This is a genomic window from Mycobacterium sp. GA-1841, from assembly GCF_001954135.1.
GTDB lineage: Bacteria > Actinomycetota > Actinomycetes > Mycobacteriales > Mycobacteriaceae > Mycobacterium.
The window spans coordinates 18,195-31,443 of sequence record NZ_MBEQ01000073.1; the positions used below are offsets into that span (position 1 = coordinate 18,195).

General features: G+C 66.9%; 10 protein-coding genes. 5 read left to right on the forward strand and 5 right to left on the reverse strand.

The annotated features are described in order from the left end of the window. Positions 1–7: 7 nt before the first annotated feature. Genes A5740_RS18000 through A5740_RS18015 form a run of 4 tightly spaced genes read left to right on the forward strand, consistent with a single transcriptional unit; the run spans position 8 to position 6,149 of the window. Complete coding sequence (locus A5740_RS18000) at positions 8–1,564, forward strand: APC family permease (RefSeq protein WP_076196173.1); 1,557 nt, start codon at positions 8–10, stop codon at positions 1,562–1,564. A 14-nt stretch (positions 1,565–1,578) separates the two neighbouring features. Continuing rightward, a complete protein-coding gene (locus A5740_RS18005) occupies positions 1,579–2,868 on the forward strand; it encodes an aspartate aminotransferase family protein (RefSeq protein ID WP_076196175.1) in 1,290 nt (429 codons plus the stop codon). Positions 2,869–2,919: 51 nt separating this feature from the next. Then, a complete protein-coding gene (gene pta / locus A5740_RS18010; RefSeq protein WP_076196177.1) occupies positions 2,920–4,995 on the forward strand; it encodes a phosphate acetyltransferase in 2,076 nt (691 codons plus the stop codon). Beyond that, positions 4,992–6,149, forward strand: coding sequence for an acetate kinase (locus tag A5740_RS18015; protein WP_076196179.1), 1,158 nt, complete (start codon positions 4,992–4,994; stop codon positions 6,147–6,149). The genes pta and A5740_RS18015 overlap by 4 nt, the downstream gene beginning before the upstream one ends. A gap of 25 nt (positions 6,150–6,174) precedes the next feature. On the opposite strand, the gene A5740_RS18020 is transcribed toward A5740_RS18015, so the two are convergent. The 4 genes from A5740_RS18020 to glnX form a co-directional block, all read right to left on the reverse strand. Continuing rightward, positions 6,175–7,272, reverse strand: coding sequence for a hypothetical protein (locus A5740_RS18020; protein WP_076196181.1), 1,098 nt, complete (start codon positions 7,270–7,272; stop codon positions 6,175–6,177). Positions 7,273–7,360: 88 nt separating this feature from the next. Continuing rightward, a complete protein-coding gene (locus A5740_RS18025) occupies positions 7,361–9,640 on the reverse strand; it encodes a serine/threonine-protein kinase PknG (protein WP_076196283.1) in 2,280 nt (759 codons plus the stop codon). Beyond that, a complete protein-coding gene (locus A5740_RS18030; RefSeq protein WP_371454769.1) occupies positions 9,640–10,605 on the reverse strand; it encodes a glutamate ABC transporter substrate-binding protein in 966 nt (321 codons plus the stop codon). The genes A5740_RS18025 and A5740_RS18030 overlap by 1 nt, the downstream gene beginning before the upstream one ends. Further along, complete coding sequence (gene glnX, locus A5740_RS18035) at positions 10,602–11,921, reverse strand: protein kinase G-activating protein GlnX (RefSeq protein ID WP_076196184.1); 1,320 nt, start codon at positions 11,919–11,921, stop codon at positions 10,602–10,604. The genes A5740_RS18030 and glnX overlap by 4 nt, the downstream gene beginning before the upstream one ends. A gap of 134 nt (positions 11,922–12,055) precedes the next feature. On the opposite strand from glnX, the gene A5740_RS18040 reads away from it, so the two are divergent. Continuing rightward, positions 12,056–12,562: an NUDIX hydrolase gene (locus A5740_RS18040; RefSeq protein ID WP_076196185.1), complete on the forward strand. Its 507-nt coding sequence runs from the start codon at positions 12,056–12,058 to the stop codon at positions 12,560–12,562. Here A5740_RS18040 and thiE read toward each other — a convergent pair. Further along, positions 12,546–13,217, reverse strand: coding sequence for a thiamine phosphate synthase (thiE, locus tag A5740_RS18045; RefSeq protein WP_076196186.1), 672 nt, complete (start codon positions 13,215–13,217; stop codon positions 12,546–12,548). The two genes, A5740_RS18040 and thiE, sit on opposite strands and share 17 nt — an antisense overlap. Between the last annotated feature and the right edge of the window lie 32 nt (positions 13,218–13,249).

Sequence of the window (13,249 nt, forward strand, 5' to 3'; positions counted from 1 at the left end):
ACCCGCAATGAGCGAGATCATCGATCCACCGGCGCCGTCCAACGCCGCCATCCAACGTCTCAAACCCAACGCCGTGGGCCTCGTCGGCGTGCTGTTCATGGCGGTCGCGACGGCCGCCCCCATCACGGCCATGGTCGGCAATGTGCCGATCGCGGTCGGCTTCGGCAACGGCGTCTATGCTCCGGCCGGATACTTCGTCGCCACGATCGTGCTGACCCTGTTCGCCATCGGTTATGCGGCGATGAGCAAGCACATCACGGCCACCGGGGCCTTCTACGGATACATCTCGCACGGCTTGGGGCGTGTCGTCGGCCTGGGCGCCGGGTTCTTGACGGCGTTGGCGTACATGGTGTTCGAGGCGTCGTTGATCGGCATCTTCTCGTTCTTCGGCAACGACCTGTTCAAATCGTTCTTCGGCGTCGACGTGCCGTGGATCATCTTCGCCGTGGTGATGCTGGCGGTGAACGCGGTGCTGACCTACTTCGACATCAACCTGGCCGCCAAGGTTCTGGCGGTGTTCCTGATCACCGAGATCGTCATGCTGGCCATGATGGCACTGTCGGTGGTGTTCACCGGCGGTGGCCCGCAGGGCTGGTCGTTGGGATCGCTCAACCCGCTCAACGGTTTTCAGAGCCTGTCCGGGGAAGTGGCCGGCGTCGACGGCAACATGATCGCTGTGGCCGGATCCGCCGGGGTCGGCCTGTTCTTCGCGTTCTGGTCGTGGGTGGGGTTCGAGTCCAGCGCCATGTACGGCGAGGAGTCGCGTAACCCCAAGAAGATCATCCCGATCGCGGTGATCTGCTCGGTCGTCGGCATCGGCGCGTTCTACGTTCTGGTGTCCTGGCTGGCCATCGTCGGCACCGGTCCGCAGAATGCCGTTGCGTTGGCTCAGGATTCGTCGACCGCGGGTGACATCTTCTTCAACCCGGTGCACCAGCATCTCGGGGAGTGGGCGGTCGATCTGTTCAAGTTCCTGTTGATGACCGGCTCGTTCGCCTGCGGGATGGCCTTTCACAACTGCGCGGCCCGCTATCTCTACGCGATCGGCCGGGAGAACGTCATCCCGGGCATGCGCAGGACCGTCGGCTCCACCCATCCGGTGCACGGATCGCCACATATCGCGGGATTCGTGCAGACCGGTTTCGCCACCGTGGTGGTGCTGTTCTTCGACCTCACCGGACGTGACCCCTATACCGGGTTGTACGGCCTGATGGCGTTGCTGGGCACCACGGCCATCATGATCGTGCAGGCGCTGGCGGCGTTCTCGGTGGTCTCGTACTTCCACGTGCAGAAGCGACACCCCGAGACCGCGAACTGGTTCACCACGCTGCTGGCCCCCGCGCTGGGCGGCATCGGCATGCTCTACGTCATCTATCTGCTCGCCCAGAACGCGTCGTTTGCCGCCGGTTCAGCCGCTTCGGACTGGATCTTCTCGTCGATCCCGTATGTTGTTGGCATCGCCGGGATCGGTGGTGTGCTGTGGGCGTTGTTCCTGAAATTCCGGGATCCGCAACGCTATTCCGATCTGGGCCGCACAGTGTTGGAGGAGGCGCACGAGCGCTGAGCGGGGGTACGGGTATGGGCTTTTCGAACACCGGCTTTTCGAACATCATGGACTCCAACAGCTACACCGGTCGGTCGGCCGATCCGGAGACCGAAAAGCTGATCGAGGCCCGCACCCGCCTCCTCGGGCCGGCGTACCGGCTGTTCTACGAACGGCCGGTACATCTGGTGCGCGGCAGCGGCAGTCACCTGTTCGACGCCGACGGCGTGCGTTATCTCGACGCGTACAACAACGTCGTCAGCGTCGGACACTGCCACCCGCGTGTGGTGGCGGCGATGACGCGTCAGGCCGAGACGCTCAACACCCACACCCGATATCTGCACGAGGGAATCCTCGACTATTCGCAGCGGCTACTGGACACCCTCGGCCTCGACCAGGTGATGTACGCGTGCACTGGATCCGAGGCCAACGACCTGGCCCTGCGGGTGGCCCAGAGGTACACCGGGGCGCGCGGCGTCATCGTCACCAGCGAGGCCTACCACGGCAATACCGAAGCGGTGACGGCAATTTCCCCGTCGATCGGGGGTGCCACGTCGATCGGTCCGCACGTGCGGACGGTGGCTGCCCGGCCGCTCGATGTCACTGCGGCGATCGCGGATCTGCAGGACTCGGGCCACGGGGTGAGCTGCCTGATCGTGGACACGATCTTCGCCTCCGACGGTATCTATCCCGATCCCTCGGCGCTGGCCCCGGCGGTCGCGGCGGTGCGGGCCGCCGGCGGGGTGTTCATCGCCGACGAGGTGCAACCCGGGTTCGGCCGCACCGGGGAGGCGATGTGGGGGTTCGTGCGCCACGGCGTGGTGCCCGATCTGGTCACCATGGGCAAGCCCATGGCCAACGGGCTGCCGGTGGCAGCGATGGCGGCCCGGGGCGAGGTGCTCGGGGCGTTCGCCCGCGAGGTGCCCTACTTCAACACCTTCGGCGGCAACCCGGTGTCCATGGCGGCGGCCGCGGCGGTGCTCGACGTCATCGAGGACGAGGAGCTGATGACCAACGCCGCCCGGGTCGGTACCGCGTTGCGTGCGGAGCTCACCCGCCTGACGGCCGACCATCCGCGCGTCGGAGAAGTTCGCGGGGCCGGGTTGTACGTCGGTGTCGAGATGGTGACGGACCGCGACAGCGCAGGCCCGGACCGGGCCGCGGCGCACGATCTGGTCAACGCGATGCGCGACCGCAAGGTGCTCATCTCGGTTTGCGGGGCGCAGGGCAGTGTGCTGAAGGTGAGACCGCCCCTGGTATTCTCTCTGTCGGATGTGGACTGGTTCTGCACCGAATTCGCCGATGCGCTGCGGGACCTACGCTGAGCAAAAGCAGAGCATCTGGCTGTCCAACCCCTGATGAGGGAAGCTGTATCAGTGCCAGAGGCAGTTGTCGCCACCGCGATCTATATTGCGTCGCCCGAGGGGGACACCGGTAAGTCGACCATTGCATTGGGGATTCTGCATCGCCTGGCCGCCACCGTCCCCAGGGTGGGCGTGTTCCGACCCATCACCCGCCTCGGCGAAGACCGCGACTACATCCTCGAACTGTTGCTGGCCGGCTCGACGGCCGGTCTGAGTTACGACGACTGCGTCGGGGTCAGCTACCAGCAGGTACACGAGGACCCGGACGCTGCGATCGCCGAGATCGTCGACCGGTTCCACCGGGTGGCCGAGCAGTGCGACGCCGTGCTGATCGTCGGCAGTGATTACACCGACATCGCCACACCCAGCGAGCTGAGCATGAACGCGCGCATCGCGGTGAATCTCGGGGCACCCGTCGTGCTGGCCGTCAAGGCTGCCGATCGCACGCCCGACGAGGTCGTACACGTGGTCGAGGTGTGCCTGGCCGAGCTGAACCACCAGCACGCCCACGCCGCGGCGGTGGTTGCCAACCGGTGCGATCCGGCGCAGCTGACCGCGGTCGCCGAGGCGCTCAAATCCCTCGGCCCGCCCGCGTACGTGCTGCCCGAGGAACCGTTGCTGGTGGCGCCGTCCGTTGCCGAACTTCAGGTTGCGGTCGACGGGACCCTGGTGGCCGGGGATCCTGAGCTGCTGCCCCGTGAGGCGCTGGGTGTGATGGTGGCCGGGATGACCGCCGAGCACTGCCTGGAGCGGCTGACCGAGGGCATCGCGGTGATCACCCCGGGGGATCGGTCCGACGTGGTCCTGGCCGTTGTGAGTGCCCATGCCGCAGAGGGCTTTCCGTCGCTGTCCTGCATCATCCTCAACGGTGGGCTCGAGCTGCACCCGGCGATCGCTGCGCTGGTCGAGGGACTCGGGCAACGGCTGCCGATCGTGGCCACCAAGTACGGCACCTTCGAAACCGCCAGTCGCGTCGCGGCTGCGCGCGGCCGGGTCACCGCGACATCGCAGCGCAAGATCGACACCGCGCTGGCGTTGATGGACAAACACGTCGACGTCAACGACCTGATCGCGCAGTTGAGCATCCCGATCCCGGCCGTCACCACCCCGCAGATGTTCACCTACCAACTGCTCGACCAGGCGCGCTCCGACCGCCGGCGCATCGTGCTGCCCGAAGGGACCGACGACCGCATCCTCAAGGCCGCGGGCCGGCTGCTGCAGCACGAGGTGGCCGATCTGACGATCCTCGGTGAGGAAGGGCAGATCCGTTCCCGGGCAGCAGAACTCGGCGTGGACATCGAGGCGGCCACCGTCCTGGACCCACGCACCAGTGAACTGTGCGACCAGTTCGCCGAGCAGTACGCCGAGCTGCGCCGCAAGAAGGGCGTGACGGTCGAGCAGGCGCGCGAGATCATCCACGACGTCTCGTATTTCGGCACCATGCTGGTGCACAACGAGATGGTGGACGGCATGGTCTCGGGTGCCGCGCACACCACCGCGCACACCGTGCGTCCGGCCTTCGAGATCATCAGGACGGCCGCCGGGATCTCCACGGTGTCCAGCATCTTCCTGATGTGCCTGGCCGATCGGGTGCTGGCCTACGGCGACTGTGCGATCGTGCCCGATCCGACCTCTGAGCAGCTCGCCGACATCGCGATCTCCTCGGCCCGCACCGCCGCGCAGTTCGGCATCGAACCGCGGGTGGCCATGCTCTCGTACTCGACCGGAACCTCGGGTACCGGCGCTGACGTCGACAAGGTCAGGGCGGCAACCGAATTGGTGCGGCAACGCGAACCCGACCTGCTGGTGGAAGGCCCGATCCAGTACGACGCCGCGGTGGAACCGTCGGTGGCCAAGACCAAGATGCCCGATTCCGCCGTGGCGGGGCGGGCCACCGTGCTGATCTTCCCCGACCTCAACACCGGCAACAACACCTACAAGGCCGTGCAGCGCAGCGCCGGCGCCATCGCGATCGGTCCGGTGCTGCAGGGCCTCAACAAGCCGGTCAACGATCTGTCCCGAGGAGCATTGGTGGAGGACATCGTCAACACCGTGGCGATCACCGCGATCCAGGCGCAGCGGTCATGACGCGCACGCCAGGAGCAGATGGTTCCACCGTGCTGGTGATCAACTCGGGGTCCTCATCCCTGAAATATGCTGTGGTGAAACCGGACTCGGGTGAGTTCCTGGCCGACGGCATCATCGAGCAGATCGGGTCGGCGCAGATGCCCGATCACGATGCCGCGCTACGGGCGGCACATGACACCCTGGCCGCCCAGGGGCTGCACCTCGACAGCCTGGGGTTGGTGGCCGTGGGACACCGGGTGGTGCACGGCGGCACCACGTTCTATCGGCCCACGGTGATCGATGACGCGCTGATGGCCAAGATCGAGGAGTTGTCCCCGCTGGCGCCGCTGCACAATCCGCCCGCCATCCTCGGCATCGAGGTGGCCCGCAAGTTGGTGCCGGACCTGCCGCACGTCGCGGTGTTCGACACCGCCTTCTTCCACAACCTGCCCGACGCGGCGGCGACCTACGCGATCGACCGCGAGGTGGCCGAACGCTGGGGGATCCGGCGCTATGGCTTCCACGGAACGTCGCACGAGTACGTCAGTCAGCAGGCTGCGGCGTTCCTGGACCGGCCCTATGACTCGCTGAATCAGATTGTGCTGCACCTGGGTAACGGTGCGTCGGCTTCGGCGATCTCCGGTGGCCGACCGGTGGACACCTCGATGGGGATGACGCCGATGGAGGGCCTGGTGATGGGTACCCGTAGCGGTGACATCGATCCGGGCGTGCTGACGTACCTGTGCCGCACCGCGGGAATGAACGTCGAAGAGGTCGACACGCTGCTCAACCGCCACTCGGGTGTGCGCGGTCTCGGCGGCGAGAACGACTTCCGTAAATTGCGTGCCCGGATCGAATCCGGTGATCAGCACGCGCAATTGGCCTATGACGTCTACATCCACCGGCTGCGCAAGTATGTCGGCGCCTATTTGGCGGTGCTTGGACGCACCGACGTGATCAGCTTCACCGCCGGCGTGGGGGAGAACGATGCAGCGGTGCGCCGCGATGCACTGGCCGGGCTGACCGGGCTGGGCCTCGAGATCGACGAGGCACTCAACACTGCGCCGTCACACGAGGCCCGGCGCATTTCGGTGCCGGGCTCGGCGGTGACGGTGCTGGTGGTCCCGACCAACGAGGAGCTGGCGATCGCCCGGGCGTGCGCCGACGCGGTCTGAGGGCCGCGCCGAACTCGGTTGCCTGTCAGGGCAACATCCGTACGTCTACTCGCGAAATGAACCAGGAGTGCGTGGTCTTGCTGTGCACTTCCATGTCGTTGGTCAGCGAGCCATCCCCCGTGTGTGCACCGGCTCGGATCTCGACCCACGTTCCAGCCGGCACGGGTCCATCGCTGACCATCGGGCTGGACTGCACGGATTGTCCTGGCCAGAAAGGAGTCTCGTCGCGAGAGGTCGACGTGTCCTTGTCGTGGTCCAGACGCGACTGGAAGCTGTACGACGGTGCACCGACGGTGGGGTACAGGACATGCGACATGAACGAGCTGGTCTGCGTCACGCCCGACCAGGACACACCCCACTCGTCGTATACCCGAAGGTGGTGCTCCGACTTGCCGCAGACCGCATTGATCGTCACCTCGATCAGACCCGTGAGCGGAGCGCGGTACCAGAACGAGATCTGAGTGTCGGAGTTCATCGATCCCGCGTCGAGATCGGTGGCGGCGTCATCGTCGAGGGTGACGACATTGCCGACATGACCCGCGGCTGCGTTCAGCAAATGGGAAGCGCCAACGCGGAAACCGCTCACCAAGCCCGCGCCATCGCCGTACTGCCATCCTGAAAAAGGTGGGCTGAAATGGGATACCTCGCGGCCGCTGGGCTTGGGCTTGGGCTTGACCGGCTTCGTCGTCCCCTGCCAGTCGGGTACAGAAAATCCGAACGGCATGGTGATTTCCCACTCGTTCCTGGTGTAGAGGTCGAATTGAGTGCGGTCGATGCCGCGGTCCTTGAGAAAACTGGTCAATTCCACCGCTCGCCCGGCCGCGGCTTCGTCGCGATCCAGTCTGCCGTGCGATGCCTGGCGGAGCGCATCCCTGTGCAGCAACGAACGCTTGAACTGCTGCAGCTCGAATGAGACTTCGGCCCCGAAGATCTCGACCATCCGGTGCTGTGTCGCCGCGTATTGCTCTGCCAGTACGCGTCGTCGGCCGGCGAGTTCCTCGGCTTGGCGCAACTCATGATCTCGGCTGAGCTCCAATGTGCGCGCGATGTCGGCCTGCGTGACATCGGGATGGAACGGGGCATGTGACGTACGTGGAAGGTCAACGGCCAGCTGGGTGCTCATGGGTAATCTCCTAGATTGACGTGAAGTCATCATCGGACGAGAGCGGCCCCGAAGTTCGAGTAGTGCGCTACGCCAATTGACCGCAAGGTCAGAACGTGCTCATCGGCCGCACGCTGTTGGCCAGGTCGATGAGGGCATAGCGGTGTGATTGCGTGGGCGCGACGCGGGCCAGTGCCCGAAGTGAGGCCTCCACACCCAGTTTGAGGCCGTGCTCGGTGAAGGGGAACCCGAGGATGTGGTTGCTGCTCGCCGAGTTGTCGGCCAGCCAGTCCATCGCGGTGCCCAGCACCAGGGCCCTGATCTGCAGCACCCGCGGTTCGGAATCGGGCAGCGCCTCGACCCGGCGGGCGGCGTCGCGGATGTTCTGCTCGGTGATCTCACCGCTGGACCGCCCCGACAGCAGGGTCACCGCGCTGGTCAACCGGGCCGTGGTGAAATGCCTTGAGGTGGGCGGAACCTGATCGAGGGTCTGGACCGCGTTGTCCCGCTGGCCGGCCACCGATTCGGCCCGCGCCAGGCCGAATCCGGCGGAGATCACGCCGTTGTCGGTGGCCCACACGGTGTTGTAGAACTTCAGCTCGTCCGCGGTGCCGGCCAGCTCGGCCGTCGCGGCCAGTGCCAGCTTCGGGGCCAGCTCGCCCGGCAGGGTGTCGAGCACCTCGGTGAAATGCTTTGTCGCCGAGGCGTAATCGGCCGACAGCATCTCGGCCACGGCTCGGAACCACACCAGCCGCCAGCTCCAGCCGGCCCGGAGCGCCAGGTCGTCGAGCTTGCGGGTGGCCTTGGCCACGTCGCCCAGGTCCAGCAGGGCGCGGGCCTCCATCAGCGGCAGCTCCACCGATTCGGACACGTCCACGCCTTCGGCGTCGATCGCGCCGTGCCGTGCCGCCCGCAACTGGTCCAGGGTGTGCACCGGTTGGCTCAACACGCTGGCCACCAGCAAAGGGGCTCCGACGTCGGTACGGTCCACCAGCGGCACCGGCAATGCCCGGACGATCTCTTGGGCCGTCAGCTTCTCCGAATGCACCTGCCCGTCAACGTAAACGTCGGTGTGCGCCACCAGCAGATCGATCCCGAATGTCGAGCGGGACGGGCTGAACACCGTCGACAGACCGGGCCGCGGGATGCCGGTGTCGGTGGCCACCACCTCACGCAGCACACCGAGCAGCTGCGACGACATCTCCTCGGCACTGCTGAACCGGCGACGCGGATCGGGATCGATGGCGCGCCGCAGCAGCCGGCCGAACGAATCGTAGGTGTCGAGCACCGGATCCTCCGACGGCAGTCCGTCGACGTAGCGGCCGCGGCGGGTGCGCAACTTCACCGTCAACGCGGCCAGCGTGCGGCCCACCGAATAGATGTCGGTGGCCACCGTCGGACCGGTCCGCACGATCTCCGGGGCCTGGAAACCCGGTGTGCCGTAAAGGTATCCGTAGGAATTGAGCCGTGACACGGCGCCCAGGTCGATCAGCTTGAGCTGTTCTTCGGTGATCATGATGTTCTCGGGCTTGAGGTCGTTGTAGGCCAACCCGATCGAGTGCAGGTAACCGAGGGCGGGCAGGATCTCCAGCATGTAGCCGATCGCCTCGGCCACCGGCAGTTTGGTTCCCTTGGCCTGCTTGAGCGAGGTTCCGCCGACGTACTCCATCACGATGTAGCCGACCGGATTGCCGTGCTTGTCGTCGTGTTCGACGAAGTTGTAGATCTTCACGATCCCGGGATGGGTGACCTCGGCGAGGAACTGACGTTCGGCCATGGCGATCGCCTGGGCCTCGGCGTCACCGGAATGCACCAGACCCTTGAGCACCACCGGGCGTTCGTTCACATTGTGGTCGAACGCCAGATACACCCAGCCCAGGCCGCCGTGCGCGATGCAGCCCTTGATCTCGTACTGGTCGGCCACGATCTCGCCCGGGGACAGCTGCGGCAGAAACGAATACGCGCTGCCGCAGTGCGGGCACCAGCCCTCGGACTGGGCCCGTCCGTTCGGAGACGACCGGCCCACCGGCCTGCCGCAGTTCCAGCAGAACCGCTTCTGCTCGGCCACCACCGGGTTGGTCATCAACGCGGTCAACGGATCCCGTTCGGGCACCCGTGGGATCTCGACCAGCCCACCACCCAGCCGGCGGATCGGCGAGAGGGCGCGGATCGCGATCGTGGCGTGATTCTGCGGTTCGGTGTCGTCCCCACCGAACGGCGAATCGTCGGAATCGTCGAACTCGGGCCGGAACACCGCCTGGGTCGCCATCGGCCGCATCGTCGACAACGAATCCATGTCGAGTTCTTCGAGGCTGGCCGGCTGGGTTCCGGGCCCCGCGTCCGTGTCGGGACTGAGGTCGGGGCCGGTGGTGTCGTCGGGTTGTTCCATCAGTCCACGTACCTCGCCGCCGGAGGTGAAGGCGCCGGCCCGAGCACGGTCAACCACTTGCGGTACAACGTGTTCCAGGTGCCGTCGCGCCGGATACGTTCGAGCGTGGCGTTGACGACGCGGACCAGCCCGTCGTTGTCCAGGCTCAACCCGATGCCGTAGGGCTCCTCGGCCAGGCTCGGACCGACGATGTGCAGGTAGGGATCTTGGGCCACCAGCCCGGCCAGGATCGAATCGTCGGTGCTGACCGCGTCGGCCTGCCGCTGCTGCAGCGCCACCAGGCAGTCGGCCCAGGTCACCACCGACACGATGATCGGTGCCGGAGAGATCTGCTGGATCCGTTTGACCGAGGTGGTGCCGTCCACCACGCACACCCGTTTACCTGACAGATCCGAGGCCTGCGAGATGTTCGAGTCCCGCGCGGCCAGGATGCGTTGATGCGCCATCAGATACACCGTGGAGAAGTTCACCTGCTTGCGGCGCTCACAGGTGATCGTCATGGTTTTGACCACGATGTCGACCTCATGGTTCTGCAGCGCGGCGATGCGGTCGGCCGAGGACAGGATCCGGTACTCGACCTGCGACGGGGTACCGAAGATGTCGCGGGCCACCTCGCCGGCGATGTCGACGTCGAACCCGTTGATCTGTCCGGTGATCGGGTCGCGGAAGGAGAACAGGTTGCTGCCGATGTCCAGCCCGACCACCAGACGCCCCCGCTTGCGGATGTCGGCCACCGCGGCGTCGGCGTCGGCCTTGTTGCTGAACGGCCGCAGGCTGGCGGTGCGGTTGCACTCGTCGGTTTCGGCCGACGGCACCCGCACCGGTTGCGGCGCGAGCTCCTGCATGCCGGCCGGGCTGGGCGGCGCCAGCGTCATCGTCGGCGCCGTCAGCGGAGGCGCGCTCTGGCCGCAGCCGGCCACCGTCCCAGCCGCGGCGAGGATTGCCACCAACTTGCGCATTCTCATCTGTACTCACTCAATCGAGGCCACAACCCCAGCGCCACCGCCAGCGCAGCGGCCACACTGAGCAACGCGGCCCCCACCGTCGCGCCGGACAGCACCCGCCGGGCGTTGGCGATGTCGTTGCGCAACTGGCTGCGGCTCTGTTCGATGCCCTTGGACAACGCGTCGTCGAGTTTGTCGAATGCGGTCGTGGAGTCGTCCTCTCCGGTTCCCAGCGCCACCTGCGTCGCGGCCTGATAGTTGCCCACTGCGATGTAGGCGTTGATCCGATCATCGGCCGCACGCCATTTGATGAGCAATTCTTCGGCACCGGTCAGATCGCTCTTGTCGATGCCGGAGTCGTGCGACAGGTACTGCGCCAGCTGCTGCTGCATGGCCTCGATGCGTTGGTAGTAGGACTGCTTGCGCAGGTTCTCGTCGCCGCGCCGGATCAGGGCCAGCGTCTCATCGGCCCGGGCCTGCTGGGCGGTGATGGCCAGGTTGGTCACGGTCTTGAGCGATTCGGCGGCGGTGTCCTTGGCGCTGCGGCTGTCCGAGGTGGAGATCACCAAGGCAGTGGTCACCCAGATCAGCATGATCAGCACGGCCATGCCGCCGGCGACGAAACCGATGTTCACCCGGCGGCGGGTGCGCCGGGCCAGCCACCGGTTGGCGAACGCCCCGAACATCAAGGTGGCCAGCACCACCAACATCACCGGCGCCGGGATCCGCGTCGAGGCAGTGGTCTCGGCATCCACCCGGGCCGAGGTCTCCTCGTAGAGCCGTTGCGCGTCGGGCAGGATCTGCGACTGCATCATCGCCGAGGCTTCCGACAGATAAGAGGAGCCGACGGGGTTGCCGGCCCGGTTGTTGGTGCGCGCGGTCTCCACCAACCCGGTGTAGACGGCCAGCCGCGCGTTGATCCGGCCGAGCAGTTGCACCAGGGTTTCGTCGGTCAGCCCGCTGGACGCCCGCGTCACGGCCACCGACGCGTCGGTGATGGCCTGCTCGTACCGCTGCCGGACATCGCGCGGTTCGGCTCCGGCGATGAACGCGGTGGCCGCCGCGGCGTCGGCCACCGACAACGTGGTGTAGAGCTGGCCGGCGGCGAAGGCCAACGGTTCGGTGTGGTCGAGGACCGTGGTCAACGCCTGCTGACGGTCGTTGATCGTGGTGGAGGTGGCGAACGCGCTGGCGATGACGAGCGCCGACAGGACCAGCCCGATGGTCAGGATGCGTCCCGGGGTGGTCCACAGGAACCACCAGCGTGGGTGGGCAGGAGTGGTCGGCGACCGGGACGCGAGCGGTTCGGTCGAGGGATGTGCCAACTCCACAGTCACCTGCGCACGGACCTCATTTAGTTTCGGTGCAAACGGGCTGCCCCAACACTATAAAAAGTTTCTAAGACGGGCCGCTAAGGCTCGCGGAGAAATTGGGGGCAGGCGAAATCGCCCCGGTTCCTTATTCTGTACGGGTGCGTGGCGACGGTGACGGCTGGGTGTTCTCCGACAACGGCGCCCGATACTGGGGGCGCCATGGAGCGGCCGGACTGTTGTTGCGCGCCCCGTGGCCGGGCGGATCGGCCGCCGTGCTGTTGCAGCACCGGGCCCCGTGGAGTCATCAGGGTGGCACCTGGGCACTGCCCGGCGGTGCCCGCGACAGTCACGAGACCGCCGAGCAGGCCGCCGTCCGCGAAGCCCACGAGGAGGCCGGGGTGACGGCCGAGCAGCTCACCGTGCGCACCACCGTGGTGACCGCCGAGGTGGCCGGCATCGGTGGCACCCACTGGTCCTACACCACCGTGATCGCCGACGTGCCCGAGCCGCTGGAGACGATCCCGAACCGGGAGAGCTCCGAACTGCGCTGGGTGGCCGAGGACAAAGTGGTCGACCTGCCGTTGCACCCTGGGTTCGCGGCCAGCTGGCAACAGCTACGGACCGTGACGGCCGCGCTTCCGCTGGAGGTCAACCCGCCGCGCTGATCGTGGCCTTCAGTTCTTCGGCTGCGGCGCGCGGATCCTCGGCGCCGGTGATCGCGCGGACCACGACGATGCGGCGGGCTCCGGCGGCGAGCACCTCGGGCAGCCGCTGCCCATCGATCCCGCCGATGGCGAACCACGGCTTGGCCGGGTTCAGCGCCGCCGTCGAGCGGACCAGGTCCAGCCCGGGTGCCGAACGGCCCGGCTTGGTCGGGGTGGGCCAGCACGGGCCGACACAGAAATAGTCCACGGGCTCGGCGACGGCGGCGGCAGCCTGCCCGGCATCGTGGGTGGAGCGCCCGATCACCGGGCGGTCCCCGATGATGCCGCGCGCGACGTCCAGCGGCAGGTCGTCCTGACCGAGGTGCAGCACATCAGCCCCCGCGGCGAGCGCGATGTCGGCCCGGTCGTTGACCGCCAGCAAAGCGCCGTGGCGGCGGGCCGCGTCGGCCAGGATCTCCAGCGCCGCGAGTTCGTGGCGGGCTTCCAGCGGGCCGAACTGCTTCTCCCCGGCCGAGCCCTTGTCGCGCAGCTGGATCAGATCCACCCCGCCGGCCAGCGCGGCGTCGGCGAATTCGGCCAGGTCACCGCGGTCGCGGCGGGCGTCGGTGCACAGATACAGGTTGGCGCGCTGCAAACGCTCGACGGGGGATTCCACACCGCGACGGTAGCCGGTACGGCCCGAGTACC

What these genes read in the sequence shown, in the direction of transcription:
- A5740_RS18015 (WP_076196179.1), top strand. Translation starts at nt 4,992, where the DNA reads ATGACGCGCACGCCAGGAGCAGATGGTTCCACCGTGCTGGTGATCAAC.
- A5740_RS18030 (WP_371454769.1), bottom strand. Translation starts at nt 10,605, where the DNA reads ATGAGAATGCGCAAGTTGGTGGCAATCCTCGCCGCGGCTGGGACGGTG.
- A5740_RS18025 (WP_076196283.1), bottom strand. Translation starts at nt 9,640, where the DNA reads ATGGAACAACCCGACGACACCACCGGCCCCGACCTCAGTCCCGACACG.
- A5740_RS18020 (WP_076196181.1), bottom strand. Translation starts at nt 7,272, where the DNA reads ATGAGCACCCAGCTGGCCGTTGACCTTCCACGTACGTCACATGCCCCG.
- A5740_RS18000 (WP_076196173.1), top strand. Translation starts at nt 8, where the DNA reads ATGAGCGAGATCATCGATCCACCGGCGCCGTCCAACGCCGCCATCCAA.
- A5740_RS18005 (WP_076196175.1), top strand. Translation starts at nt 1,579, where the DNA reads ATGGGCTTTTCGAACACCGGCTTTTCGAACATCATGGACTCCAACAGC.